The sequence below is a fragment of the Sporosarcina sp. resist genome (assembly GCF_014302295.1).
GTDB lineage: Bacteria > Bacillota > Bacilli > Bacillales_A > Planococcaceae > Sporosarcina > Sporosarcina psychrophila.
Genome location: NZ_CP060287.1, coordinates 2,793,085 through 2,816,481, shown reverse-complemented (window position 1 = coordinate 2,816,481; position 23,397 = coordinate 2,793,085). Strand labels below are relative to the sequence as shown.

Annotated in this window: 22 protein-coding genes; 20 read left to right on the top strand and 2 right to left on the bottom strand. The window is 41.5% G+C overall.

Annotated elements, in window-relative coordinates; translation table 11 throughout:
* Positions 1 to 7 precede the first annotated feature (7 nt).
* Positions 8 to 487: a dihydrofolate reductase gene (locus H7992_RS13785; protein WP_187044971.1), complete on the top strand. Its 480-nt coding sequence runs from the start codon at positions 8 to 10 to the stop codon at positions 485 to 487.
* Between the two features lie 58 nt (positions 488 to 545).
* Here the strand turns inward: H7992_RS13785 and H7992_RS13780 are convergent, their stop codons facing one another.
* Positions 546 to 1,181 carry a PAQR family membrane homeostasis protein TrhA gene (locus H7992_RS13780; RefSeq protein ID WP_187044970.1) on the bottom strand — a complete coding sequence of 212 codons (636 nt, stop codon included), beginning with the start codon at positions 1,179 to 1,181 and terminating at the stop codon, positions 546 to 548.
* A gap of 73 nt (positions 1,182 to 1,254) precedes the next feature.
* On the opposite strand from H7992_RS13780, the gene H7992_RS13775 reads away from it, so the two are divergent.
* The 13 genes from H7992_RS13775 (at position 1,255) to H7992_RS13715 (ending at position 13,045) form a co-directional block, all read left to right on the top strand.
* On the top strand, positions 1,255 to 2,094 hold the full coding sequence (locus H7992_RS13775; RefSeq protein WP_187044969.1) for a DegV family protein: 840 nt from the start codon (positions 1,255 to 1,257) through the stop codon (positions 2,092 to 2,094).
* A 38-nt stretch (positions 2,095 to 2,132) separates the two neighbouring features.
* Positions 2,133 to 2,948 carry a GDSL-type esterase/lipase family protein gene (locus H7992_RS13770; RefSeq protein WP_187044968.1) on the top strand — a complete coding sequence of 272 codons (816 nt, stop codon included), beginning with the start codon at positions 2,133 to 2,135 and terminating at the stop codon, positions 2,946 to 2,948.
* An 11-nt stretch (positions 2,949 to 2,959) separates the two neighbouring features.
* Complete coding sequence (locus H7992_RS13765) at positions 2,960 to 3,535, top strand: YpmS family protein (RefSeq protein WP_187044967.1); 576 nt, start codon at positions 2,960 to 2,962, stop codon at positions 3,533 to 3,535.
* Between the two features lie 12 nt (positions 3,536 to 3,547).
* The gene (gene msrA, locus H7992_RS13760; RefSeq protein ID WP_187044966.1) at positions 3,548 to 4,078 is read left to right on the top strand and encodes a peptide-methionine (S)-S-oxide reductase MsrA; all 531 of its coding nucleotides are present in this window, start codon (positions 3,548 to 3,550) and stop codon (positions 4,076 to 4,078) included.
* Positions 4,075 to 4,494 carry a peptide-methionine (R)-S-oxide reductase MsrB gene (gene msrB / locus H7992_RS13755; protein WP_067209758.1) on the top strand — a complete coding sequence of 140 codons (420 nt, stop codon included), beginning with the start codon at positions 4,075 to 4,077 and terminating at the stop codon, positions 4,492 to 4,494. Before msrA ends, msrB begins: the two co-directional genes overlap by 4 nt.
* Positions 4,495 to 4,524: 30 nt before the next feature.
* Positions 4,525 to 4,746 (top strand): YozE family protein, encoded by a 222-nt coding sequence (locus H7992_RS13750; RefSeq protein ID WP_187044965.1) that lies wholly within the window; start codon positions 4,525 to 4,527, stop codon positions 4,744 to 4,746.
* Positions 4,747 to 4,827: 81 nt separating this feature from the next.
* On the top strand, positions 4,828 to 5,532 hold the full coding sequence (deoD, locus tag H7992_RS13745; RefSeq protein WP_187044964.1) for a purine-nucleoside phosphorylase: 705 nt from the start codon (positions 4,828 to 4,830) through the stop codon (positions 5,530 to 5,532).
* 182 nt (positions 5,533 to 5,714) lie between these two features.
* Positions 5,715 to 7,214 carry a lmo1851 family serine protease gene (locus H7992_RS13740; RefSeq protein WP_067209755.1) on the top strand — a complete coding sequence of 500 codons (1,500 nt, stop codon included), beginning with the start codon at positions 5,715 to 5,717 and terminating at the stop codon, positions 7,212 to 7,214.
* Between the two features lie 246 nt (positions 7,215 to 7,460).
* Positions 7,461 to 8,384 (top strand): CobW family GTP-binding protein, encoded by a 924-nt coding sequence (locus H7992_RS13735; protein ID WP_067209754.1) that lies wholly within the window; start codon positions 7,461 to 7,463, stop codon positions 8,382 to 8,384.
* Between the two features lie 146 nt (positions 8,385 to 8,530).
* Positions 8,531 to 9,355, top strand: a complete 825-nt coding sequence (locus H7992_RS13730) for a CAP domain-containing protein (protein ID WP_187044963.1) — start codon at positions 8,531 to 8,533, stop codon at positions 9,353 to 9,355.
* Positions 9,356 to 9,528: 173 nt separating this feature from the next.
* On the top strand, positions 9,529 to 10,962 hold the full coding sequence (locus H7992_RS13725) for a spore germination protein (RefSeq protein ID WP_187044962.1): 1,434 nt from the start codon (positions 9,529 to 9,531) through the stop codon (positions 10,960 to 10,962).
* On the top strand, positions 10,959 to 11,978 hold the full coding sequence (locus H7992_RS13720; RefSeq protein ID WP_187044961.1) for a GerAB/ArcD/ProY family transporter: 1,020 nt from the start codon (positions 10,959 to 10,961) through the stop codon (positions 11,976 to 11,978). Before H7992_RS13725 ends, H7992_RS13720 begins: the two co-directional genes overlap by 4 nt.
* Positions 11,975 to 13,045 (top strand): Ger(x)C family spore germination protein, encoded by a 1,071-nt coding sequence (locus tag H7992_RS13715; protein WP_187044960.1) that lies wholly within the window; start codon positions 11,975 to 11,977, stop codon positions 13,043 to 13,045. The genes H7992_RS13720 and H7992_RS13715 overlap by 4 nt, the downstream gene beginning before the upstream one ends.
* A gap of 40 nt (positions 13,046 to 13,085) precedes the next feature.
* Here the strand turns inward: H7992_RS13715 and H7992_RS13710 are convergent, their stop codons facing one another.
* A complete protein-coding gene (locus tag H7992_RS13710; protein ID WP_067209744.1) occupies positions 13,086 to 14,432 on the bottom strand; it encodes an MATE family efflux transporter in 1,347 nt (448 codons plus the stop codon).
* 118 nt (positions 14,433 to 14,550) lie between these two features.
* Between H7992_RS13710 and H7992_RS13705 the strand changes: the two genes are divergently transcribed.
* The 6 genes from H7992_RS13705 to H7992_RS13680 all read left to right on the top strand — a co-directional run bounded on the left by H7992_RS13705 (position 14,551) and on the right by H7992_RS13680 (position 23,355).
* The gene (locus tag H7992_RS13705; protein ID WP_187044959.1) at positions 14,551 to 15,627 is read left to right on the top strand and encodes an undecaprenyldiphospho-muramoylpentapeptide beta-N-acetylglucosaminyltransferase; all 1,077 of its coding nucleotides are present in this window, start codon (positions 14,551 to 14,553) and stop codon (positions 15,625 to 15,627) included.
* 201 nt (positions 15,628 to 15,828) lie between these two features.
* Positions 15,829 to 18,639, top strand: a complete 2,811-nt coding sequence (locus tag H7992_RS13700) for a 2-oxoglutarate dehydrogenase E1 component (protein ID WP_187044958.1) — start codon at positions 15,829 to 15,831, stop codon at positions 18,637 to 18,639.
* A gap of 83 nt (positions 18,640 to 18,722) precedes the next feature.
* Positions 18,723 to 19,943 (top strand): 2-oxoglutarate dehydrogenase complex dihydrolipoyllysine-residue succinyltransferase, encoded by a 1,221-nt coding sequence (odhB, locus tag H7992_RS13695; RefSeq protein WP_187044957.1) that lies wholly within the window; start codon positions 18,723 to 18,725, stop codon positions 19,941 to 19,943.
* 107 nt (positions 19,944 to 20,050) lie between these two features.
* Positions 20,051 to 20,248: a DUF6501 family protein gene (locus H7992_RS13690; protein WP_186670502.1), complete on the top strand. Its 198-nt coding sequence runs from the start codon at positions 20,051 to 20,053 to the stop codon at positions 20,246 to 20,248.
* 325 nt (positions 20,249 to 20,573) lie between these two features.
* Positions 20,574 to 21,437, top strand: a complete 864-nt coding sequence (locus H7992_RS13685; protein WP_187044956.1) for an ATP-binding protein — start codon at positions 20,574 to 20,576, stop codon at positions 21,435 to 21,437.
* Between the two features lie 10 nt (positions 21,438 to 21,447).
* Positions 21,448 to 23,355 carry a hypothetical protein gene (locus H7992_RS13680; protein ID WP_187044955.1) on the top strand — a complete coding sequence of 636 codons (1,908 nt, stop codon included), beginning with the start codon at positions 21,448 to 21,450 and terminating at the stop codon, positions 23,353 to 23,355.
* The last annotated feature ends 42 nt before the right edge of the window (positions 23,356 to 23,397 follow it).

Below are 23,397 nucleotides of genomic sequence, written 5' to 3'. Positions count from 1 at the left end.
GATTTCCATGATTTCACTACTTGTAGCCCATGATCCGAACCGGGTCATTGGTATGAACAACGATTTGCCTTGGCATATTCCAGAGGACCTTGCTTACTTTAAAAAGATGTCTATGGGAAAAGCGATGGTAATGGGACGTAAAACGTTTGAGTCAATCGGTAGACCTTTACCTGGGCGGCTTAGCATTATCGTTACACGAAATGAAGCATATACAGCAGAGGGTGCTGTTGTCGTACACAATCTAAATGATGCGATTGCAAGAGCAGAAGAGTATGCAGATGAAGTTATGATTATAGGTGGTGCGGAAATATTCCATGCGGCACTAGTAATAGCGGATCGCCTCTACATTACGTATATTCAAAAACAATACGAAGGGGATACTTTTTTTCCTTCATATGGCCCTGAATGGAAGCTCATATCGTCTTCGCAAGAACACATTACAGAAGATGAAATTCCGTATTCATTTCTCATGTACGAAAAGGAATAACTAAAGCGGATGCGACTAGAGGCTTTGCGCTGGAGTCAAGACAAATAAAAAAACGTCCTCATGTATATAAGAGGACGCAGAAATACATTGAGGCACTGCCCGCAATAACAAACACATGCCAAATTGCATGGTTGTACGGGATCTTTCTCCACGCATAGAAAATCGAACCAAACGTATACAATAGACCGCCTATAACGAGTAGCGCGAATCCAGCGAGTGTTAAATGGGTGTATAATGGTTTGATGGCTATTAGTATAAGCCAGCCCATAACAATGTAAAAGATAAGCGAAACAAATTCAAAACGATGAATGAAAAAAACTTTGAATAGAATACCTGCAATGGCCAGACCCCAGACGATACTGAGCAGTGTCCAGCCTAGTACTCCTTTTACAGTGACAAGGAGAAACGGCGTATAGGTTCCTGCAATCAGAATATAGATGGCTGAGTGATCCAGTATGGAAAACAAGTGTTTGAATTTTATTGGCATGCTATGCAACAGTGTGCTCATAAGGAATAAGAGAAGCATAGAAAAACCGAAAACGGTGTAGCTGACCACATGTATCGCTGTGCCATGCCGAACAGCGTCAAGTACTAAAAACACAAGGGCGGGTATACTGAGAAGTAGTGCGATACCGTGTGTGATCGCATTCCACAACTCTTCTCGTCCATTTTTAAAATCAAATGCAACTGTCATGATTTTAACCTCCTTACCTTTTACTATACTAAAATTTATTGAGAACTGCTACTAATCGAGGGGAGTGCGCATTATGAAAAAAGTCCATATCGTCACGGATTCAACAGCCGATTTAAAAGAAGAGGACATTCTAAAATACGGCTTACATGTTGTTCCACTAACCATCCAAATTGATGGAAAAACGTATGTTGATGGTGTAGATATACAACCCGAAGAATTTCTAACTATGATGAGAAGTTCTGCAAAACTGCCGAAAAGCTCCCAACCAGCGGCAGGTGTTTTCAAGGAGTTATATGACAAACTGGGTGAGGATGGTAGTGAAGTCATCTCCATACATATGACGGGCGGCATGAGCGGTACTGTGAAATCTGCCCAGGCAGCCGCCGAAATGACGGATTCCAAAGTGACTGTCATCGATTCGATGTTCATCTCGCATGCATTGATGTTTCAGGTAATGGAAGCAGCGAAATTGGCCGAGCAAGGGAAGTCTGTTACTGAGATCGTTGAACGGTTGAACGCAATCCGTAAACATACAACGCTTTTCGTTGTTGTCGATTCACTTGATAATTTAGTGAAAGGCGGCCGTATCGGAAAAGGGAAAGCTATGATTGGTTCCTTGTTGAATATAAAACCGATTGCGACTTTGCAGGATGGTGTTTATACACCCGTCGCAAAAGCACGCAGCCATAAACAAGTCGTAGCCCATCTATTCAAAGTTTTCAAAGAAGAGACTGCTGGCAAGATTATTCGAGGAGTCGGTATTTCACACGCCAATGGTTTAAAAATGGGTGAACCATTGAAGAAAATGATACAAGACTCGGGCATAAAAGATGTGAAACTTACATTTACTGCTCCAATCATCAGTACGCACACTGGTGAGGGAGCAATAGGATTTATGTATTACGCAGATTAATAAATGATTCTTTATTGAAGAAAAGGGGAACTCTACGTATGAGAAGAGTATTTCTGATTGTGGTCGCCTTCTCATTATTTTTGTCCGGCTGTCAACAAACGCTAATCGAAAAAACAGGTGCATTTTCTGATCGACAAGAGATTGCATTTACTGAGTGGGCAATCCCAGGGTACTTCATTCCAAAAAATATCCATGTGATTGGTTTAGGTGATTCACTGACCCAGGGGGTCGGGGATGAACTGAAAAAAGAAGGTTATTTTGGCCGAGTAACCGACAAGATGGATGAATGGAAAGGGGTTAAGGATGTCGATGCGGCCAATTTGGCAAAGCGGGGTCGAAGAAGTGACCAGCTCATCGACAAACTGGTAGACCCTGAAGTTCAATCTTCTGTGAAAACGGCAGATTTAATCTTTTTGACAATTGGCGGAAACGATATTATGAAAGTCGTTAAGTCCAACCTATTTAATTTGCAGACGGAACCATTTTATGTTGAACTCGGTAAGTTTGAAAACAGGCTCGATGAATTATTTAGTATTATTCGAGACTTGAACGGCGATGCGATTATTATTGTAGCAGGTCTTTATAATCCGTTTTCAATTGTGACGGATGAAACAAATGAATTTGAAGATATTATTGCTGACTGGAATGAAGCAATTGAGGTTCGTGCCATGATGGACGGAAGGTCATGCTTTGTCCCAGTTGTAGACTTGTTCGATTCAAATACGAACATGGTGTACCACACCGATTTCTTTCATCCGAATGCAAAGGGCTATGACTCAATGGCGGAACGTTACCTTGAAAAGCTGAAAGAATGTGGCTTGCAAAAATTATCGGACGGGGAATTGGAAATGTAGGAGCTGATCGCATGAATCGATGGAAAATTAGTTTTTTTGTACTTGCAGGACTTATTGCGGCAGCATTTGCAGCAGTTATAATACTTATTGGATCTTCCGCAGAGTCGGTCCCGCTTCCTGAAATGAAAGTTTCGAATCAAGCGGACCATGTTTTAACAGTGAGGGCGACGAAAGAAGATTTTGAAGGCATTGCAAATACGTTTATACGAAAAGCAGTAAAAGGTGAGCCGCTTCCGGTAACGATGAAAGTTGAAGATGATGTGGTCTTGTTTTCAGAAATGACGGTGTTTTCCTATACATTGCCGGTTATTATGCATTTTGACCCAATTGTTAGAGAAGACGGTAATCTAATATTAAAACAATCGTCGATGGAAATCGGACAATTGAACATCCCGCCTGCGACTGTTTTAAAAGTACTAAGGGATTCTGTGAAGCTTCCCCCTTGGATGATTGTTCGTCCTAAGGAGGAAGAACTGTTCATCGATCTCTCAGCAATCCCGTTATCAGGTGATTTACAAGTAAAAGCAAAAACATTTAACTTGGCGGATGATGAGATTATCTTGGAAATTATAATTCCAAAAGAATAGGGAGGTTTTACAATGGCGAAAGCATTGGCCACATTTGCAGGAGGTTGTTTTTGGTGTATGGTGAAACCGTTTGACCGATATGAAGGTGTCCAATCAGTCATTTCTGGCTATACGGGCGGCGATGTCGAAAATCCGTCTTATGAATTGGTTTGTACGAATGCGACCGGTCATCGTGAAGCAATTCAAATTACGTTTGATGATGAAGTTATTTCCTATCGCGAACTGATTGACATCTTTTGGAGACAGATTGACCCAACTGATTCGGGTGGCCAGTTTTTTGACCGGGGTGAATCCTATCAGACAGCCATTTTTTATCATACACCCGAACAACTACAACTCGCTGAGCAAACAAAGGCTGAACTAGATGCTTCTGGAAAGTTTGACAAACCCATCGCAACGGATATTATACCTGCGAAGCCATTTTACGCGGCTGAAGAAGGACATCAAGATTATTACATGAAAAACCCGACACATTATAATAGATATGCAACTGGCTCTGGCCGTGAACGATTCAAATCTGACAACTGGGGTGAAGAATCATGACAGAAGAATTGAAGAAGAAATTAACCGAAATACAGTACCACGTCACACAGGAAAATGGGACTGAACCACCGTTTCGAAATGAATTCGACAGCCATTATGAAGATGGGATTTATGTCGATATCGTTTCAGGAAAACCACTTTTTAGTTCAAAAGATAAATATGATGCTGGTTGTGGATGGCCAAGCTTTACGAAACCGATTGAATCAATGGAAGTAATAGAGAAAACAGACATAACCCACGGTATGAAACGAGTAGAAGTACGCAGTAAAACCGCGGATTCACATCTCGGTCATGTATTTCCGGATGGACCGGGTGAAGACGGATTGCGTTATTGCATCAATTCAGCTGCACTCCGCTTTGTATCCATTGACAATCTTGAAAAAGAAGGTTTCGGAGAGTACTCGAAACTATTTTGATTGATTAAAGCTGAGAAGGGAGATGAACGGATGGATCGGTCCTTTTATCGATTCGCCCTATCCTTCCGCGGTGGGGCGATGGGTGATTTAAAATCAACGTTTGCGGAATATATGTTTAAGGATTCTAGTTTTCCAAAAGAAGAAAAATCTTTTGACCCATTATCGCGATATATCGAAGAAAAGGCGGATGCCAAAATGCCATCCGTCGTTTTCGATGAATTGTTTCTATTATATGAAGAGAGATTTTTGTAAGTTGCACCTGCATCTTCTTTGCATAATGGATTAGTTGAATGTATGATTAAAAAAGAAAATTTGAAAGCGAGGCTATTCAGTATGAGTATACATATCAATGCAAAAAAAGGTGACATCGCGGATACGATTTTACTTCCAGGCGACCCGCTTCGTGCAAAATACATTGCCGAAACATTTCTGGAAGATGTAACACTATATAACGAAGTCCGGAATATGTTCGGCTATACGGGAACATACAAAGGAAAACGAATTTCTGTTCAAGGGACAGGTATGGGTGTTCCATCCATTTCTATTTATGTAACAGAATTAATGCAAGAATACGACGTGCAAAAACTAATCCGTGTCGGAACTTGTGGTGCGATTCAGAAAGACGTTCATGTACGTGACGTTATTCTCGCACAAAGTGCTTCGACCGATTCTAAAATGAACGAAATCATATTCAATGGTATCAGCTATGCACCGACTGCAGACTTCGATCTTCTTTTGAAATCGTATAATGCTGGGCTTAAAAAGGGGCTTGATTTGAAGGTCGGAAATGTATTTACAGAAGACGTTTTCTATAATGAATATGCACAACATGAAAAATGGGCTCAGTATGGCGTCCTAGCTGTTGAAATGGAAGCTGCGGCTTTGTATACACTTGCTGCGAAATTTGGTCGCCAAGCATTGGCTATTCTTACTGTGAGCGATCACCTCTTAACGGGTGAGGCGACATCATCAGAAGAGCGCCAAACAACATTCAACGACATGATTGAAGTGGCGCTCGAAGCAGCAATTCAGGAATAATCATGAAGTAGGACCGCCCACTATACAGCGGTCCTTTTTTAGCAGGGAAGAAAGTATACGTTTTTTTGACTTAGAATAATTTCTAGCCGCTCGGAGGTCCATAGGATGTTGGGCCACTAAGCCATTACTGCTGGATAAGATTGAATTGAATTTTGTATTAATAGTAGAGAGTGGGGAATGGGATGGAAGAGAATAATGGCCACGGACAAGAAATTGAACCAAATAGTCAACCGCCGGCAAACCGATATATAAAATTAAAACCGTTCTCTTTTGTCATGCTTGTATTCGGACTTGTACTGGCCACTGCCGCCATAACGTTTTTCGTGTTAACAACAGGTGATGATAAAGTTGTCGAAGTTGTGAGTCCACAAAAGCAATCGCTAAAGGACCGAAAAGAATTTGAAAAGTTATATAATGCCTATGATGAAATGAAAGGGAATTACTTCGAAGATATAGATGAAACAGCTGTCATCGATGGTGCCATTAATGGGATGATTGATGCACTAGGAGACCCGTATTCCGATTATTTAAATCAGAAGGAAGCTCGACAATTAAACGAGAGTATTTCGTCAAGTTTCGAAGGAATTGGTGCTGAAATTCAAGAGAAAAACGGATACATCAACGTTGTTTCTCCAATCAAAAATTCACCCGCAGAACGCGCAGGGATATTACCGAACGATACCATCATTGCGGTCGATGGTGAAAGTATACAGGGAATGTCATCATCAGAAGCGGTTCTTCTAATTAGAGGAGAAAAAGGGACAACTGTCACTTTAAGCATTAAACGTGGAGAAGCAGTTGAGCCAGTAGACGTAAAAATCAAACGTGACGTTATACCGATTGAAACAGTCTATGCTGAAATGCTTGACGATGGAATTGCACATATTCACCTCACAAGCTTCTCGGAAGGAACATACGATGAGTTGCTTGTTGCCCTTGATGAGATGGAAGCTAAAGGAATGAAAGGGTTAGTTGTCGATGTACGCCAAAATCCAGGCGGTAGACTCGACATAGCCATCAAAATATCCGATCTGTTTTTGGAAAATGGAAAGAACATTTTCCAGTATAAAGAAAAAGGTATACAACCAGAAATTTTTACAGCCTCTGGAAAAAGAAAAATAGGAGTTCCGGTTACGCTCGTCATCGATGACGGTAGTGCCTCGGCATCAGAAATACTGGCAGGTGCGTTAAAAGAATCTGCCAATGTGCCACTTATTGGTGTGAAAACATTCGGTAAAGGAACAGTTCAATCACCTAAAAATCTTCCTGACGGCTCGAATTTAAAACTAACTACAGCAAAATGGCTGACGCCTGATGGCAATTGGGTTCATAAAGAAGGAATTAAGCCCGATATTGAAGTGCCGTATCCATCTTATGCAATGCTTCCGTTTCTTGATCCAACAATAGAAATGAAAGTGGGCATGCTTTCACCTTCCATTAAATCAGCGGAAGAAATGCTTAAAGCCGTTGGGTATGAACCAGGTGAAATTGATGGCATGTTTGATGAAAAAACAACTCAGGCTGTCAAAAAGCTGCAAAAAGATTTAGCGCTGGACACGAACGGTATTCTCTTAGGAGAAACAACTTACGGTCTGATGGAAAAACTTCGGACGAAAATTCAAGAAGACGATCCACAGCTGATGAAAGCAAAAGAAGTTCTGCTTGAAAAAGTAGGGAAATAACTAAAAAGCGTCCAGTCCTAATCCGGCCGGACGCTTTTTAAAATGTCTATATAAGCTGAACGAAGGGTTTTTCATGGGGAGCCCAGCCCTAAGATAGTGCTAATCTAGCTAGTTTTAGGGCGAGAGACACCCCCTAGCGCTGAAGCGGATTCAAGGGAATTCTTTATTTCAACCCATCTAGTCCATCGTGTTCTAATCCGATAGGATGCTATGACTTTTTCTAATAAAATGAAAAGAGGCGTACATATGATTGATGTTTACTTATTTAGTGGTTTTCTAGGAAGCGGTAAAACGTCACTGTTACTTCATACAATTGCACAATTGAAAGAACAAGGAAAAAAACCGGCTGTATTAATGAATGAATTTGGAGCATTGCCTTTCGATTCAAATACTGTAGAAGGGGGAGCTGAAGTTCCGCTTAAAGAACTGCTAGATGGATGTATCTGTTGTACAGGTTCAGAGAAAACAGAGGCACAGCTTCAGGGACTGCTTGAAGAAAACGATGATATCGATGTCATCTTAATAGAAACAACGGGTGCTGCACACCCAGTGGAAGCACTAGACGCTATTTACTCACCTTTATTCGCAGACCGGCTTAACATAAAAGGAATTGTAACGGTTGCCGATTCGAAGCGTTGGCTGGAACGCGATAAGCTATCTCCGCAAGTACGCGCTTTATTCATGGAGCAAATTCGACATGCTCATTTACTACTGGCGAATAAAGTCGATCTTCTAACTGAAGAGGAAGTAGCGAAAGTAACATTTGAACTATCGAGTTTCAATGAATCTGCTCCAATTATACAAACGGTGGGCGCAAAAGTTGCATTCTCCTTCATTGAGAAAACCTTAAGTTCATCGAAAAAAGGGACTGATAAGCAAATCATATCAGGAAAAGGCTTACCGCTTTCTTCAAAACTCCTTACATTCACTGAGAGTGTTACGAAAGAAGATTTCGAGAATTGGGTGAAATCCCTTCCTGATACAGTTTATCGGATGAAAGGTTATGTACCTATTAGCGGTTATAAAAATCCGTTTTTATTTCAATATGCGTATGGGATGGTCAACTGGCTCCCCGAATATGTCAAGATGGAAGCCCGTATTGTAATCATCGGGGAAGGGATCGAAACGTTGAATTATAAGGCCGTCAACCCCTTTTTAGATGAAAATTAAAGATAGTTGACCAGACTTATCCATTTCCATAGAATATGAGGTCCTTTGCTAGTGTATTTATTTAAGAACTGGATGAACTGGAAAAGAAACCCGATATTCTAAATCTCCCACGCGTTATGATAGATTGCGAAGGGAGGAGTAATGAGATGAAAAAATCGATTGCAGTACTCATGCTCGGTTCGGCGCTCTTACTGCCGAACAACAATAATGTAGAAGCTTCACAATTGGACAACAATGTACAGGTGCAAAAAGCACAACAGTACATTCAAAGTTACATAGGGGGGGACAAACAACCCGATATGTATAAAGTATTGCTTGAAAAAAATATAAATTTTGAGCAACTTTACAGTTTAGCGAAGTCTTATACAAAAAACATAGTGGTTGTTGACAAACAGGTAAATAAGCCAGTTACAGTCAACCCAATCAAGAAACCGGTGAATAAGCCAGTTACAGTCAAGCCGGTAGAAAAACCAGCTACGACTAAGCCAGTACCGACACCAAAACCGGAAGCAACTCCACCGGTTAAGCCAGCACCGGAAAAACCTGGGGAAGTAGCACCAGTTAAACCTGCTGAAACAACATCAGATGCATCTGTTTCTGCGATTGAAAAAGCAGTACTTGACCTTACAAATGTTGAAAGACAAAAAGCAGGTCTTAAACCGCTACAAACAGATGCGAAGTTGATGAACTCTGCACGACAAAAATCAACAGATATGGCTTCAAAAGGATACTTTTCACATACTAGCCCGACATACGGCTCACCGTTTGATCAAATGAAGTCTAATGGTATAACGTATAAATCGGCAGCGGAAAATATTGCTATGGGGCAACGTACGGCTGAAGAAGTTGTAAAAGGATGGATGGAATCGCCAGGACATAGACAAAATATCTTAACGCCTGGATTCACACACATCGGCATTGGCTATGACAAAAACGGCAACTACTGGACACAACAGTTCATTCAAAAATAAGAAAAGTTAAAAGCTATCCTCCAAACTGATACTAATTCGGTTTGGAGGATAGCTTTTTTCCTACTATATTTTCGTGTACATACTGTCTTAAACCGTCGTACCTATAAACGGATTTCTCCAAGTAAATGTTTAAAAGTTTTCTGGCATGCTCAAACTCTTCTTAGGAGGTGAGCATGATGGGGGACATTGTATCGACTGACAGTTTGATTTTATACATAAAAAAGGTATTTCATAATTCTTCTGATTTATATGTTGAAGAAATGGAGTGGCAGAATGGTCCAGCTGTCATTTGTTATTTCACTACAATGACTGAAGGGGCAGAAGTGAACCGACAGCTTGAACTAATCAGGAAAAGGGCAGCGGACGGACTTGCCGATTGGGGAAAAACTGCAATCTCGTCTGTTCATGCTTTTTCCGTTTCTATGCTTACCCATAGTATTAGTTCAGGTTTCGTAGCCGTTATTTTTCCTGAAACAAATTTGTTATTGCAAATCATGATGCCGAAGTTTACTGTTCGCAGCCCTAACGAACCGGAAAACGAACATGTTATCCGCGGTCCGCACGAAGGGTTCGTCGAGGGATTTGATGCAAATATGTCCTTGATTCGCAAACGGCTTGCGATTCCAGATCTCGTCGTCCATTCACTGAGGATCGGGAATGATACTCAAACCCTTGTTAATTATATATATATTGACTCAATAGCGGATGAAAATGTCGTTGCCGATGTGAAAAGACGATTGGAGAACATTAAGTCGAATAAAGTTATTAGTACAGGTCAAATAGAGGATTACTTAGAAGATTCCGTTTGGTCGCCGTTTCCACAATTTCTCAATACGGAACGACCTGATCGTGTTGTTGCAAATTTGCTGGAAGGGAAAATAGCGATTTTTTCGAACAATTCTCCAACCGCACTGATAGCACCGGTCAATTTTTTTTCCTTTTATGAGTCTCCAGATGATTATAATGCACGTGTTCTAGTGGGTTCATTTTATCGGATTCTCCGCATATTAAGTTTTGTGACGGCTATTTTTTTACCTGCATTTTATATAGCTGTCATCGGTTTTCATTCTGAAATCATTCCACTGGAATTAGGTAAACAAGTGAAGCTGGCGGTGAATGCAATTCCGTATCGACCTATTTATGAAGCGCTCATTTTAGAATTGTTTATCGAGCTCATTCGGGAGTCAGCTATCCGTCTCCCCACCCCAATTGGGCAAACGATAGGGATTGTCGGTGGTCTGGTTATTGGTAATGCAATTGTTGATGCCGGTCTCGTATCGAATTTCATGGTAATCGTCGTGGCGATGACAGCCATTTCGAGTTTTGTCATTCCCTCTTGGGAAATGAATATGACAATCCGAATTATTCGTTTTCCATTTATGCTTGCCGCTTCGCTGTTTGGCTTCTTCGGCATAGCAATTGGTACACTTGTGCTTTTCATCCATCTGATGAATGTATCATCATTGAAACAGCCCTATTTTACGCCTATCGTTCCTTTTGATCCGTCGAAATTTAAAGATGCTTTCTTCAGGTCACCATATGTTCGTCTTAAAAAACAACAGAAAACGTTTACGCATGGTGCAAATAAAGAAGGTGGTGGCCGTTGACGTTTAAATTGTCAAGAATCCAGTTTTTTTTATTTCTGTTTGTTATACAAACAGGCACTGTTTTTCTATCCTTTCAAACGCCATTCATCAATGTAACAGGGCGTGATGCATGGATTATTTTCATCGGAGTAGGCATTTTTCATTATGTTTTATTGCTGTTATATGAAAGGAATTATAAATTCTTCACGCCAGGTCCGATTGTATCTTGGCTATATAAAGGCTATTGGCTCCTTATTATCGTCTCCTTCATTGCTTATATTGATTATACGCTCGCGGTATGGGCATTCCCTGAAACGCCCCAGATCGTCGTCATTTCAATCATGGTAGGCGTATCGTTGTATGCAAACTTAAGTCGTTCCGAAACCGTCATTAATCTAACAGTCATTCTCGTCCCACTGATACCGATCTTTTACTTTGTCTTGTTACTCGCATGGCCTGAATTCGTATGGACGAATTTATTCCCTGTAGCTAAGATAGACGGTTCAGATTTGTTAAAAGGGATTCTCGCTTCGCAGTTTACATTCATTGGTATTGAACTGTTTTTATTTTTTAGGAAGCATGTAGATAGCACACAAAAAATTAAAGGCTTACCACTGTTCATATATCAAATGCTATGGATGTTCTTTTTTTTCAGTACGGTCTTGATCACCCTTCTCTATTTCCCGCTAAAGGAAATAGAAAGGATTCCTGAGCCAATCATGTATATTTTGAAATCGCAAACTTTCTCGTTTGTAGAACGGCTTGATTTATTTTTCATTTATATGTGGATGATGTGGAGTATCATCACGATATCCCTTTTTGCCTTTACTACAATGTACGTGCATCAGCTGCATGCGAAAGGTCACCGGAAAAGAAATACGATTATTTTTCATATCCTGCTCGTCATATTACCGCTGTTCTTAAATTCGAAAGAACGTGTTGATATGATTCAAAATTCACTCGTCTATTTCCATTTGTTTTTCATAATTGTTGTTCCAACTATAGTCATACTCGTGAACAGGAGGAAAAGGAAATGAAGAGATTACTAATCCTATTGGTCTGTTCATTGTTTTTAAGCGGCTGCTGGGATGAAAAACATTATAAGGATGTAACCAATGTGTCTCTTTTTGGAGTTGAAGGCCAGCCGGGCAAGATCAAGGCTCAATTTGCGTTTCCGATATTTGAAGATGGGTCTATAAGTTATACAACAATCACAGGAAGTGGTGCCACTGTTCTTGACGCGAAAAACGACACGAATACGACGGAAGGGCTCGATATAGCTGAACTTCAAGTGTTGCTTATAACGGAGGAATCAGCTAAATCTGACTTATATAAGTATATCGATGCGTTATACAGAGCTCCACGCAATCGACTTAGCGCTCATTTGGCAATTGTCGAAGGGGAACTGGCTCCCTATTTTGAACAGCACGAGAATCTAGGGAATGATATTTCAATGTATTACTCAGAGCTGATTGATACTGCGGTCCGATATACATTGGTCCCTAAAGTGGATATTCAACAAGTATGTAGACTACTTTTTGAAAAAGATATATCTCTGGCACTTCCCTATATTAAAATTGGGAAAGAAAGCGGTATACCCGAAATTGCCGGTACTGCGTTGTTTAATAAAAGGGAATATACTGGAGAAAATTTAGATAAAGAGGAATCGGTCCTTTTCAATTTGTTAAGAAATAAACAGGGCAAATATACACGGCTTTCTTATATGTGGAAAAGTGGTAAGGCAGAGAGTCCACTTACAGTTGAGGTGATAAGAATTAATAAGGACTGGGAAATTTCAGATAACAAGATCGATGCGACCTATGAATTAAAAATTTCTGTTGAGGAATTTCCGCATGACAGTCTAGATGAAAAGAAAACAATAAAGGAAGTTGAGGATTTCTTATCAAAGGAATTAACAAAGGATTTTACTAAAGTGATTAAAAAACTACAGGCAGCTAAAAGTGATGCTATAGGGTTCGGACGACCAGTCCGTGCATTCCATCCCGCACTTTGGGAAAAAGGGGATTGGAATGACACATTTTCCGAACTGCCCATTAGCGTCAAGGTGAAAACTGAGATTTTAAGAACCGGTATATTAAATTAGTGAAAACCCGCAATGCATACTGCATTACGGGTTTTAGTGTTTATATAAATTTCTTTTTCTGAATATAGATTAACCGTACAGTCAGTGTAATCGCGCCAACTGTCAATCCAGCAATAAGGCCAACCCAGTAGCCATATGGTCCGAGTTCAGTAAACGTTGCCATCATATAACCAATGGGTAAACCAAGGACCCAATAGGAGACAATCGCCATGACGAATGTCATATTGACGTCCTTATAGCCTCGTAAGGCGCCTTGGACCGGAGCCTGAATTGCATCAGATAATTGGAACAGTGCAGCGTAGATGAAGAACTGAGTTGCCAATCCGATAATCTGTCCGTCTGTTGTATAAAGCGAAGCAATTGGCGCCCTGAAAACGAGAAGAATAGCAATTGACACAAAGCTAAACGCAACGGCAAGCCCGACACCAAGATAACTGTACTGTTTAGCATCGCGCATCTGTCCTGCACCGACGGCCTGACCGACAAGTATTGTCGCCCCCATCGAAATGCTTAGCGGCAACATATACAACAACGAAGTGAAGTTAAGCGCAATCTGGTGTGCGGAAATTACAGCCGTTGAATAGTTACTCATCATCAGTGTGACGGCGGAAAAGATACTTGTCTCTACAAAAATTGAAATCCCGATTGGCACACCAATGAATAAAATCACTTTCCATTTTTTAAATGAAATCTTTTCCCATCCTTTGAAAAGTGCGTATTCCTTAAAGGGCTTATGCTTCCACGCGACAGAACAAGCAATGAAGAATACGAGCCAATACGTTATACCGGATGCATATCCGGCCCCAGCTCCGCCAAGTTCAGGAAAGCCCCAATTCCCGTAAATAAGCAAATAGTTTATGAAGATGTTAATAGGGGCAGATAATAAAATGATGAACATCGAAACGCGTGTCGCTCCAAGCGCATCAAAAAATGAGCGTAGCACTGTGTAGGCAAAGAGGGGAAATAGGCCGAAACTCATTCCTGTCAAATAGTCCGCTGCTACAATGCGTACTTCAGCCTCGAGCGGCATTGCTTCTAGTATAGGTGCAACTGCGAATAGAATAATGGCAAAGACGATTGCAGCCAGTGCGACCGATACGTAAAGGCCTTGTTGAACGGAAGGTCGGACTTCCGCGTGGAGGCGTGCTCCGATGTATTGAGCGATGATCGGTGTAAGCCCCATTAAAATTCCAGCAAGCCCTGTATAAACGGGTACCCAGAAAGAAGATCCAATAGTAACTCCGGCAAGATGGTATGTATCATATCGCCCTGTCATAAGAATATCGAAGAACGTCATCATATACAGAGCGACTTGTGTAACGAGGATTGGCAAGACGATTGTTGCCAATCTGAACGGCTTTTTCTTCAGTGGAACTGCAGTTTCCAAATAAATCACCCTTTATTCTTCAATTAAACATCATTATATCATGACTCCTTTGCTATAATGGCAATGAGGTAAAGTTAAGTTACAATATATTTCTTAATATAGAAGAGGTGAATGGCCCATGAAACGGCCGGTTATATTATTGACAGGGGGCGGCACGGCAGGACACGTGTCCGTGAATGAAGCGCTTATCCCTGTGTTTAGCGAAAAAGGGTATGAAATTCATTACATTGGGTCGCATCGAGGGATTGAAAAAGAACTGATTGGCGATGGTTATCCTGAAGTTGTCTATCATCCCATTCAAAGTGGTAAACTGCGGCGCTATTTCTCTATGAAAAACTTTACAGATCCGTTCCGTGTTGGTGCGGGGGTTCTACAAGCGTTAGCGGTTATTAGGAAAGTCAAACCAGAAATAATTTTCTCCAAAGGCGGTTTCGTATCAGTGCCTGTCGTCTTGGCGGCGAAAATGGCGAAAGTACCTGTTGTCATTCACGAATCTGACGTAACGCCAGGACTTGCGAACAAAATGGCTTTACCTTTTTCAAATCATATTTTTACAGTGTTCGAACAAACCCTAAATTATGTACCCGCTGGCAAAGCGACTTGCTCCGGTGCAATCATCAGACCCGAGTTGTTCAATGGCACTCGGGAAGAAGGCTTGCGCATTGCCGGCCTGTCAGGTGAGAAACCTGTCCAAATTATAATGGGCGGAAGTCAGGGTTCCTCAATACTCAACGATGCTGTTCGAAAAGATTTACCTGCCATTTTGCATGATTTCGATATTATTCATCTTTGCGGGAAAGGGAATCTAGATGAAACGCTTGAAGGTACACCCGGCTATACACAATTTGAATACGTAACAGAAGGGTTACCACATTTATTAGCGGCGTCTGATTTTGCGGTTTCTAGAGCTGGGTCAAATGCAATCTTTGAATTACTGGCATTACGTAAACCGATGCTGCTTATTCCACTTTCTGCTGCAAAAAGCAGAGGGGATCAGATTTTGAATGCCAATCATTTTAAATCGCTCGGACTCGCACATGTATTGAAAGAGGAAGATGTGGAGCTACGCCCACTATCCGAAGAATTCGCATCTTTTGTAGATGAGAAAGACAGTTTGATCGGGAATATGAAGAAAGTAGCAACACCCAAAATACCGGAAGAAATGGTTGAAATGATCCTGTCACACCGAAAATAGCTGGAAGAGACTATTCTCAGTTTTTCGGTGGGTTAATGAATGGTTGCAAGTAATGAGAATCTAGTGTATTCTTGTTGACGGTAATAAAGTTAAAGAGTTAACGCTAAACCCTTTAAGTTAAAGTGTTTGCGTGTTAAAATTAACGAGGATAAAAAAATATAAACACAATATGCCTTTTGGCAAATGTGGAGGTCATTTTACATGTCGAACAATGCTGACGCTCATCGTTCCCCCTATGCTGCTTTTTCGGGTCCGAACCTTGGGTATATAATGGAAATGTACGAACTGTTTAAAACGTCACCTGAATCTATAGATGCTGAACTTGCCGAGATGTTCAGCCGTTTTGGTGCGCCTACAATGAGCAACACAGAGCAAGACAAAGCGGTCGGGGCAGTAGCTCCTGGCGATTTCGGTAAAGTATTCTCCGCCTATCAGTTGCAAACAGCCATCCGTACATACGGACATCTTGCAGCAGATATCTATCCGCTTAGCGATCGTCCAAAAGATTCAACACGTCTTGAACTTTCCACTTATGGACTTACAGAAAGTGATTTACAAGCAATGCCAGCATCTCTTTTCTTTAAAAATGTTCCTGCAAGTGTAGAAGATGGGCTTGAAGCAGTGAATTATTTGAAGTCATTATATACAGGTAAAATCGCCTATGAGTTCGATCATGTTATTGACGAAGAAGAAAGAAACTGGATTCAATCTAAAATCGAAAACGGGAATGTTTCCGCTACACTATCTGTAGATGAGAAAAAAGCACTTCTCGAACGATTGACGAAAATTGAAGGGTTTGAAAAATTCATCCACCGGACTTTCGTCGGAGCGAAACGGTTCTCTATTGAAGGTCTTGATACATTAGTTGTCTTCCTTGACGAACTTGTTCGTCTTTCTGAAGAACAAAAAATGAAAAAAGTATTGATTGGGATGGCCCACCGTGGTCGCCTAAACGTACTTACACATATTTTAAATAAACCTTACGAAACAATGTTTGCACAATTTGCGGGTGTTCCTGAAGAACCATTCCTTCCAACAGATGGTTCACTTGAAACTACACGCGGTTGGTTCGGCGATGTGAAATACCATATGGGTGCCTTATACAAGGGGCAATCGGGCATGCAGCGTTTCCTTGCGTATAACCCATCCCATTTGGAAGTCGTCAATCCTGTTGTTACAGGACAAACAAGGGCTGCACAGGAAAATACGGATAACCCGGGTATTCCTGTACTAGAAACAGATGCTGCTTACGCAGTACTTATCCACGGGGATGCAGCATTCCCAGGACAAGGAATTGTGCCAGAATCATTCAACTATAGCCGTGTTCGCGGATTCAAAACAGGCGGTTCTATTCATGTCATCGCGAATAACATGATTGGATTCACAACTGAATATTACGATTCTAGATCAACACATTATTCTTCAGACCCTGCAAAAGGCTATGAAGTTCCAGTATTACACGTCAATGCGGATAGCCCTGAATCAGTTATCGCAGCTGCATCATTCGCATTCGAATACCGTCAAAAGTTCAGCAAAGATATTCTGATTGATCTTCTTGGCTATCGTCGTTATGGACACAATGAAATGGATGAACCTCTTGTGACGAATCCGGTTATGTACCATTCAATCCATGAACATCCAACAGTTCGTGCACTGTACGGATCTGAACTTGCATCTGAGAACATCTTGACAGAAGAAGATGTAACGAAACTGGACGCTTCAGTTTTTGCAACGATGCAAGCAGCATACGACAAAGTAAAAGAACATACTTCAGAAAAAACATTGATTTCAAACGCTACGCCTGAAGAAGTACTTGCAGGGTATCCAAGAGACCTTGAAACTGGCACGGACGAAGCTAATCTTCGCCGCATCAATGAAGAGTTACTCATATATCCTGAAAACTTCAATGTATTTGGGAAGCTTGGAAAAATCCTGAAACGTCGTGAAGATCCGTTCAACGGAAAAGGGAAAATCGATTGGGCACATGCCGAAACACTAGCATTCGGTGCAATCCTTCAAGACGGTAATCCAATCCGTATGACAGGTCAGGACGTCCAACGTGGTACATTTGCGCACCGCCACGTAGTCCTTCACGATGAAAAAACAGGTGACGAACTTGTACCACTTCACCATATTAGCGGTTCAAAAGCATCATTCGTCGCATATAACAGCCCATTGACAGAAGCTGCAATTGTCGGTTATGAATTTGGCTATAACTTAGAAGACCAAAAAGTATTATCAATTTGGGAAGCGCAATATGGAGACTTTTCGAATATGGCACAAGTAATGTTCGATCAGTTCGTCTCTTCAAGTTATTCTAAATGGGGTCAGCAATCCGGACTCGTCTTGCTATTACCGCATGCGTATGAAGGGCAAGGACCTGAACACTCAAGCGCAAGACTTGAACGTTATCTGCAACTTTGTGCGGAAAATAACTGGACGGTCGCTAACCTTTCTAGCGCGGCGAACTATTTCCATATACTTCGCAGACAAGCAAAAATGCTTGGTGATAAATCGATGCGTCCACTTGTTATTGTGTCACCCAAATCGCTTCTTCGTCACCCGCTTGTCGGTGCTGATGTCAACGATTTGACAGAAGGCCACTTCCAAACGGTGCTTGAACAACCTGGAACAGGCAAGAATACTGATAAAGTTGAGAAAATCCTATTTGCAAGCGGTAAAGTGGCGATTGATCTTGCCGAACGTGTGAAAGATGGCAAAGGCTTCGATCATCTGCATATCGTCCGTGTGGAACAGCTCTACCCGTTCCCAGCTGATAAAATTAGTGATATCATTTCTCGTTATCCAAACGCAAAAGAACTTGTTTGGGTACAAGAAGAACCGAAAAATATGGGGTCATGGCATTTTGCAAATTCTTATATCCGCGAAGTTGCGGATGGTAAGAAAGTATCCTATGTTGGACGAATTCATCGTTCAAGCCCATCAGAAGGTGACGGCGAATCTCACAAGATCGAACAAAACCGCATACTAGATGAGGCATTGAAGAAGTAAGCCTTATTTAGTTTAATTTAATCAACATATGAAATATTGATTGTTAAAACCGTACTAACGGTAGACTCGAGGAGGAATTTATTGTGGCAGAGATCATAGTACCAGAACTTGCAGAATCGATTACAGAAGGAACGGTTGCACAGTGGTTGAAACAACCAGGTGAAAGCGTTGAGAAAGGTGAATTCATCGTTGAACTTGAAACAGACAAAGTAAACGTTGAAATCATTTCAGAAGAAGCAGGAATTGTCCAAGAACATCTAGCAGCAGAAGGCGATACAGTCCAAGTCGGCCAAGTTATCGCAATTGTTGGTTCTGGTTCAGGCGCACCGGCTGCAGCTCCATCTGCACCAGCAGCGGAAGCAGTTCAAAAAGTGGAAGCAGCACCAGTTGCTCCAGCAGCTACTGAAGATGCAAGCGGATCAGACCGTACAATCGCAAGCCCAGCAGCACGTAAACTAGCTCGTGAAAAAGGCATCGACCTTGCAGCAGTATCACCAGTTGACCCAATGGGACGCGTTCGTGTTCAAGATGTTGAAGCACACGGTACAGCTCCTAAAGCACAACCAGCAGCTGCCGCACCAAAAGCAGCAGCAGTAGTAGAGGACGGACGTGTAACTCGCGAGAAAATGACACGTCGTCGCCAAACAATTGCAAAACGACTTCTTGAAGTTAAACAATCAACAGCAATGCTTACAACATTCAACGAAATCGACATGACAAACGTTATGGCACTTCGTTCACGTAAGAAAGACCAATTCTTCGAGCAAAACGATGTTCGTCTAGGATTTATGTCATTCTTCACGAAAGCAGTTGTTGCTGCACTTAAGAAATATCCTTATGTTAATGCAGAAATCGATGGCGATGAAATCATTCTTAAAAACTTCTACGATATTGGGGTCGCTATATCAACAGATGGCGGACTAGTTGTACCAAACGTGGTTGACGCTGATCGTAAAAACTTCGCAGAAATCGAAGGAACTATCGTAGAACTTGCGAAAAAAGCACGCGACAACAAATTGACAATCGCAGATATGACAGGCGGTTCTTTCACAATTACAAACGGTGGTGTTTTCGGATCACTTATGTCAACACCAATTATGAATGGTGCTCAAGTAGGAATCCTTGGCATGCATACAATCCAAAAGCGTCCAGTAGCTATTGGTGACAATGTTGAAATCCGTCCAATGATGTATGTTGCTCTTTCTTATGACCACCGTGTTATCGATGGTAAAGATTCAGTTGGCTTCTTGAAAATGGTAAAAGAATTGATTGAAAATCCGGAAGATCTACTTCTAGGTTCTTAATAAGAAAAGCGCTCGAAATCCAGACAAAAAATAGTTAGGTAATCGGCCCGTTATTGTTAGCGGGTCGATTTTTCCTTATACACTCCATAGAAAAGGCGTGATTAACAATGACATTCAAAGATTGGATGACTGCACCTGCAATCCGTACTGTCGTCTGTAAGCATGCAGACGCTGAAAAGTATGTAGTGAACAATGTTCTGACACCAGGTAAAGAGTATGAAGTGAAAAACGAAACAGATGAATTCATTTTCATTCTCGATAATTCCGGTAAAGTCGGAGGCTATTATAAAACGTATTTTGAATAAACAAAGGCACAGGGCGCCGTTATAAAGGTACGCAGCCATTGCCACGTCCTGTGGCAATAGGCTGCGTGACCTTACATCCTGTAGGGGGGCCCGCGACAGACATGACGGGGACCGGCGACGCGGCGTTTTTTGCCCGGGAAGGATGCAGTTCAATCCTTCACAGCTGGGCTGAATTATGATCCGGCATTTTGCGCCCGGAGTCTAGACGTGAAATCTCCATGTTAGAATTTATTCACAATACAAGATTTTACTGTTTTCTAGACGTGAACTTAAAGCCCGCTACCCACTTGTTGGTGTGCGGGCTTTTTTATAAGGAGGTAAGGTTATGAACTCGCTAGTAGAAAAAGAACAGCAGCTTCGTTCAACGAAAACGCATGACACCGCAGCAGTACGATTAATACAGGAAGGTGGTTACGTTTCCCCAAGTCCCCATTTATGGGATGACGTCCTTATCAGTATTGTATTGAAAAAACCAGTGTTATTAAAAGGGCCTTCTGGTTCTGGAAAAACGAAGTTAGCCCAAACAATTTCACATTATTTCAATCAGCCAATGCAAAGCATAAACTGTTCGGTTGATTTGGATGCTGAAGCATTGCTTGGTTTCAAAACGATAATTAGCAAAGACGGAGAGACTATTATTGAATTTGTAGAAGGTCCCGTAGTACAAGCTATGAAAAAAGGACATATTTTATATATTGATGAAATCAACATGGCCAGACCTGAAACGTTACCCATCCTTCATAGTGTTTTGGACCATCGTCGTATGCTGACAAATCCGTTTACAGGTGAAGTCATTTATGCGCATGAAGACTTTACGGTCATTTCAGCCATAAACGAAGGATATGTTGGAACATCTCCAATGAATGAAGCATTGAAAAACCGTTTTGTATCGTTCATAGTCCCGTACCTGACTGGAGAACAATTAGAATTAGTTATGAAGGATACGTATCCATTTGCCTCAAAACAGCTTGTTGAGACATTCCTTCATATCAGTATCGATTTGAAGAAACAGGTAATGAACGGATTATTATCCGATGAGGCAGCATCCGTGAGAAGTCTGCTAGACGCTATGGCACTTGCAGAACATATCCCTGTGAAACGTGCAGTCCAGTATGCCATCGCTGAAAAGCTAGATGATACAATTGAACGTAGACTTGTCATGGAATTAGTCGATACTTGGGTGAAATGAGGCGATTGCTATGGTGAAGATGAATCGATTCATTCAATTTAATGATGAAACGGTCGATGCCAAGACGCTTTTATTGTATGAACGATTAGGGCGCGCATTAGCAGATGCACCATTCATTGAATTAACGGAACGAAAGCTTCTTGAATTCCGACCTCAAGATGGTATTATCTCGATGAGTGTTTTTTGGCGTCACCGAACAGACGAAGTGATCCACGCTGGCCGTCTGTCTGATATCTATTTGTTAACATCAGGTTATTGGAAGCATTTTAGTGTTAAGTCATGGATTAAATTTAGCCGGTCAATTAGCTTATATCCACTCCGGAAATTCACATCTGAATTATTATTGATGCTGGAAGAGTTTCGTTTAATTGATGTAATTACGAAGGAAAGACCTGGAACCGCAAGTGCATTCGAAGTTAGAAGGGAAGCCTACGTTTACCTCCACCGCAATGCACAGTCTTCGAATATGCAGAAAAATCAACTTGCGGATGCGATGATGAATCAGTTATTCATATCTCTCCATGAAGGCTTATTTGCAGAAACGTCCATCGACTGGGATGCTCATTCCATCGACTATGATCTCATTCAATCCGTTCTGCAACACGCATACGATTCAAAAAGTACAGAGGACAATACATTTATTGCGGATAGAATTACAGGGATTGTAGAAAGGTCAATTGACAAGGATCTTGTCAAACAGTATTATTCAGCGGGGGATTCCATTACAGAAGAAAATACTGTATTTCATTATCATAAAGGGATGTCTGACGCCGAAGAAGGCGAGGAAGGTCCAAAAGAGACAATCGAAGAAGTGTTTAGATCCTGGCATCGTGAAAGCGAGAGTGAATCAGGCGTCCATCTTGAATTTGAACTTGAACACGGACGCTCTGGGAAGAGTGATGCCAACGATGCAACGCCAGGCCATGAAGATGCTGAGGTCGAAGAGACGGGCTCAGGTGATTCAGAGGGGAATGACAGCGATCGTTGGACGGATGACACCAGTGATAAGACAGACAAACGCGATCGAAAGATGAAAGCGGGTAAGATGTTTGGAAAAGAGCATGTGAACGTCGTGTATGAGGAACAACGGATAGAAGTCATAGACGAGGTTGAAAATCGTCAACTATTGACCGTTTGGCGAGAAGAGCAAAAGCCGTATGTTCGTTCCTTCGTCGAGGAGATGAAGAAACGAATCGATTTGAAACAGGATTCAAAACGTGAGCGCCTTATGAAGGGACGACTGTCTACGAAATTAACGACGATGGTTGTGGATGAACGACCGAAACCATTTTATAGGAAGAGTGCACCATCTGTTAATCTAGATGCGGTATTCGGTCTACTAGTTGATGGTTCAGCTTCGATGCTCGACAAATTAGACGAAACAAAACAGGCTGTACTATTGTTTCATGATGTACTCCGTCAACTTGGTGTATTTCATGAAATTTCGTCCTATTATGAGGATGCAAATAACGCTACAAAAGAAGTGCAACCGAATGTATTTGAGCTTATGCATACGTTTACAGATCGCAATAAGGATAACGGTTTATCGATATTGTCGTTTGATGCTAATGAAGACAACCGTGACGGATTCGCGATTAGATGGATGGCCGATCAGCTTGCGATGAGGCAGGAGAAGCACAAGTTTTTGCTAGTCTTCTCAGACGGGGAACCATCGGCGTTTGGTTATGATCGGAACGGTATCCTAGATACAGCAGAAGCGGTGATGGAAACCGAAAAGAAAGGTATTTCCATCATTCATCTATTCCTTTCAACTGAAGAACCGACTGTTGACCAAAAAGCACTTTTTTCAATGATGTTTGGCAATAAAACCGCATCATCCAACTCGGTCGATAGTTTCACAGATCAGACATTGCGGATACTTAGAAAATTACTCGCGATTGTAATAAGAAATACGTGAACCGCGAGTAAACTCCCAGATAATATACAAGGTGAAAACACA

Coding starts and splice junctions, on each gene's coding strand:
- H7992_RS13780 (WP_187044970.1), bottom strand. CDS start 1,181: ATGACAGTTGCATTTGATTTTAAAAATGGACGAGAAGAGTTGTGGAAT.
- H7992_RS13685 (WP_187044956.1), top strand. CDS start 20,574: ATGAACTCGCTAGTAGAAAAAGAACAGCAGCTTCGTTCAACGAAAACG.
- H7992_RS13785 (WP_187044971.1), top strand. CDS start 8: ATGATTTCACTACTTGTAGCCCATGATCCGAACCGGGTCATTGGTATG.
- H7992_RS13715 (WP_187044960.1), top strand. CDS start 11,975: ATGAAGAGATTACTAATCCTATTGGTCTGTTCATTGTTTTTAAGCGGC.
- H7992_RS13750 (WP_187044965.1), top strand. CDS start 4,525: ATGGATCGGTCCTTTTATCGATTCGCCCTATCCTTCCGCGGTGGGGCG.
- H7992_RS13770 (WP_187044968.1), top strand. CDS start 2,133: ATGAGAAGAGTATTTCTGATTGTGGTCGCCTTCTCATTATTTTTGTCC.
- H7992_RS13735 (WP_067209754.1), top strand. CDS start 7,461: ATGATTGATGTTTACTTATTTAGTGGTTTTCTAGGAAGCGGTAAAACG.
- H7992_RS13725 (WP_187044962.1), top strand. CDS start 9,529: ATGATGGGGGACATTGTATCGACTGACAGTTTGATTTTATACATAAAA.
- H7992_RS13730 (WP_187044963.1), top strand. CDS start 8,531: ATGAAAAAATCGATTGCAGTACTCATGCTCGGTTCGGCGCTCTTACTG.
- H7992_RS13740 (WP_067209755.1), top strand. CDS start 5,715: ATGGAAGAGAATAATGGCCACGGACAAGAAATTGAACCAAATAGTCAA.
- deoD (WP_187044964.1), top strand. CDS start 4,828: ATGAGTATACATATCAATGCAAAAAAAGGTGACATCGCGGATACGATT.
- H7992_RS13690 (WP_186670502.1), top strand. CDS start 20,051: ATGACATTCAAAGATTGGATGACTGCACCTGCAATCCGTACTGTCGTC.
- H7992_RS13765 (WP_187044967.1), top strand. CDS start 2,960: ATGAATCGATGGAAAATTAGTTTTTTTGTACTTGCAGGACTTATTGCG.
- msrB (WP_067209758.1), top strand. CDS start 4,075: ATGACAGAAGAATTGAAGAAGAAATTAACCGAAATACAGTACCACGTC.
- H7992_RS13705 (WP_187044959.1), top strand. CDS start 14,551: ATGAAACGGCCGGTTATATTATTGACAGGGGGCGGCACGGCAGGACAC.
- H7992_RS13700 (WP_187044958.1), top strand. CDS start 15,829: ATGTCGAACAATGCTGACGCTCATCGTTCCCCCTATGCTGCTTTTTCG.
- msrA (WP_187044966.1), top strand. CDS start 3,548: ATGGCGAAAGCATTGGCCACATTTGCAGGAGGTTGTTTTTGGTGTATG.
- H7992_RS13775 (WP_187044969.1), top strand. CDS start 1,255: ATGAAAAAAGTCCATATCGTCACGGATTCAACAGCCGATTTAAAAGAA.
- H7992_RS13680 (WP_187044955.1), top strand. CDS start 21,448: ATGGTGAAGATGAATCGATTCATTCAATTTAATGATGAAACGGTCGAT.